The sequence below is a fragment of the Komagataeibacter ossonobensis genome (genome assembly GCF_057359305.1).
In genome coordinates this window covers 1-2,200 of sequence record NZ_JBXAYQ010000101.1, presented here as the reverse complement: position 1 = coordinate 2,200, position 2,200 = coordinate 1, and the positions used below count along the sequence as shown (strand labels likewise).

The 2,200-nt window shown below is 63.0% G+C and carries 1 protein-coding gene and 1 pseudogene; one reads left to right on the top strand and one right to left on the bottom strand.

Features of this window, described 5'->3' with window-relative positions:
* Positions 1 to 447 precede the first annotated feature (447 nt).
* The gene (locus AC1RQ9_RS18750; RefSeq protein ID WP_485988095.1) at positions 448 to 1,815 is read left to right on the top strand and encodes a tyrosine-type recombinase/integrase; all 1,368 of its coding nucleotides are present in this window, start codon (positions 448 to 450) and stop codon (positions 1,813 to 1,815) included.
* Positions 1,816 to 2,018: 203 nt separating this feature from the next.
* Here the strand turns inward: AC1RQ9_RS18750 and AC1RQ9_RS18745 are convergent.
* Positions 2,019 to 2,200, bottom strand: a pseudogene (locus AC1RQ9_RS18745) (IS3 family transposase); the annotation flags it as partial.

The following is a 2,200-nucleotide window of genomic DNA, read 5'->3' as shown; positions in this document are numbered from 1 at the left end:
TATACTCCCTGCCCAGTGGCTTCGGGCGTGTCTTGCTACGGCCAACCTAAGCGCCTGTATTCTTGCTGGTTATTTCCCATAACGATCACCCCACTCTCGGCTCCAAGTGATAGCGGGGGACTGCGCGGACTATGTCCGTTATGCGAAAGGCGAGCCAACCCACTTTTATGTCCGACACGAGGCGTAAGCGGACCCACACGTAGATAAAACTGTGATCGTGCTTTGTAACGTAATTAAGGGCTTTTTTCGCACCAATAAGGGACATTCGCATAATTAAGAGGATCAATAACGTGCTGAAATGTATAGGTATTCACTAATATAATTAAGGGTTTTCGACAAAAATCCCAAAATGCGCCTGTTTCCGAGCCTTTTCGCCAAGCCTGTCTGTGTGCCCCTTCCCTGCTGCCCAAGTGACGGCCAGGGGCCATACGCGCGGGCAAGCCTGCCATGCTGAGCGACGTCCGGATCCTCGGCGCCAGCAGGCGCGCGCAGGCCGCGCTGCACGACCGTGTTGACCCCCTGACGCGGCAGCGTCTGGCCGGCATCGAATTGCCGGACGGTACCTATTCCCCGGATACCCCCCTCGCCCAGAACGTGCCGTATGCGTCGGCGGCCCAGCAGATGGCTCAGGACCATGTGGCCGATGTCCCATCAGGGTTTGAACTGGCCGTCGGGCTGGAAATCGATGATGGCACCCCCTGTTTCCTGGCCTGGTTCCGGCCGCTCCAGCCCGTAGGGGCCTGTCCCGGGACGGCAGACGCAGCGCCCCCTGCGCCGGTTGGCCAGCCACCTGCTGCCGTCGCGCAATGGTTTTCCGTCGTCTCGGCACAGCCCGTACCCGAACATGACGGCCGCCTGGCCACGGCCCGTCAGGCGGCCGATGCCTATATGCACCGCAGCAAGGCCGAGAACACACTGCGCACCTATCGCGCTGCCGTGCGGTCCTGGTGTCGCTGGGCGGCCGGTCATGCCCTGCCCGCCCTGCCGGCCCGCAGCGAGGATGTTGCCGCCTATCTGGCCGACATGGCGCTGCAGGGGCGCAGGACCAGCACCATCGACCTGCATCGTGCCGCCCTGCGCTACCTGCACCATCTGGCGCAGATTGCCGTACCCACCGCCCACCCGATGGTGACCGCAACCCTTGCTGGCATCCGGCGGGAGGCAAAGGAGACCCTGCCCCGCCAGAAAACCGCGCTCACCTGGGACAGGCTGGTCCGGGTCGTCGAGGCCATCAGTCCCCACGATCTGGTCGGTGCGCGGGACCGGGCCATTCTTCTGCTCGGTTTTGCCGGTACGTTCCGACGCTCCGAACTTGCCGCACTGAAAGCGGACGACCTTACGGTGGACGAGGATGGCATGCAGATCCGGCTGGGCCGGTCCAAGGGGGATCTCCAGCGCAAGGGCGCGCTGATCGGCATCCCGCGGGGCCTGACCCGGAACTGCCCGGTTCTGGCATACGAGACCTGGCTCCGGCAGGCCGGGATCACGGAAGGTCCGGTCTTCCGGCGCATCTGGTCCGCGCGGGACCGCAGGGCGGGCACTACTCCCGTCGGGACCCCGCCCAGGATCGGGCCGCACGCCCTGTCGGACCGGGCGGTCACGGACATCATCCGCAAGCGATGCGGCGACACCCACCTCGAGGGGGACTTTGGCGGGCACAGCCTGCGCCGCGGGGCCATCACCACGGGGGCGAAAGACGGGTATGATCTCCTGGAGCTGAAGCGCTTCTCGCGGCACAAAAGCCTTCAGGTCGTCGAGACCTATATCGACACGGCCAGCATCAAGGCCCGGCACCCGGGAAGATCGAGATTCTGAGACTGTCTTGACCCCTGCCGCCGGAGCGCTTCAACTCGCCTTCAACCGCAACACGTCAAGAGGAATCAAACAGAGGAAACAGCGTGATGGGAATGAACTGCCCCGGGTTTACCGGAGAACGATTTGTTCAATAATCAGGCAGTGATATCAAGCCTGCTCTGATCTGCGTAGAAGGCCCGTTCGACTTCGGCAGGAGGCCTATAGCCGAGTGGCGCCCGCAGGCGTTCGACAGTGCAACGCGCAACCTGCCACTTCTCACGCTGCAGGCCGTGCCAGATCTTGCGCGCACTATAAACAGCACGGTTGTCCCGCTAGATCCGGCGGATATGTTCCATCAGTTCCCCATCGTATCGAACACGTATGCTGGCCCTAGTGTCCTGATCGA

Bases quoted from the DNA above. Each gene is read 5' to 3' on its own strand.
- AC1RQ9_RS18750 (WP_485988095.1), top strand. From the start codon at position 448: ATGCTGAGCGACGTCCGGATCCTCGGCGCCAGCAGGCGCGCGCAGGCC.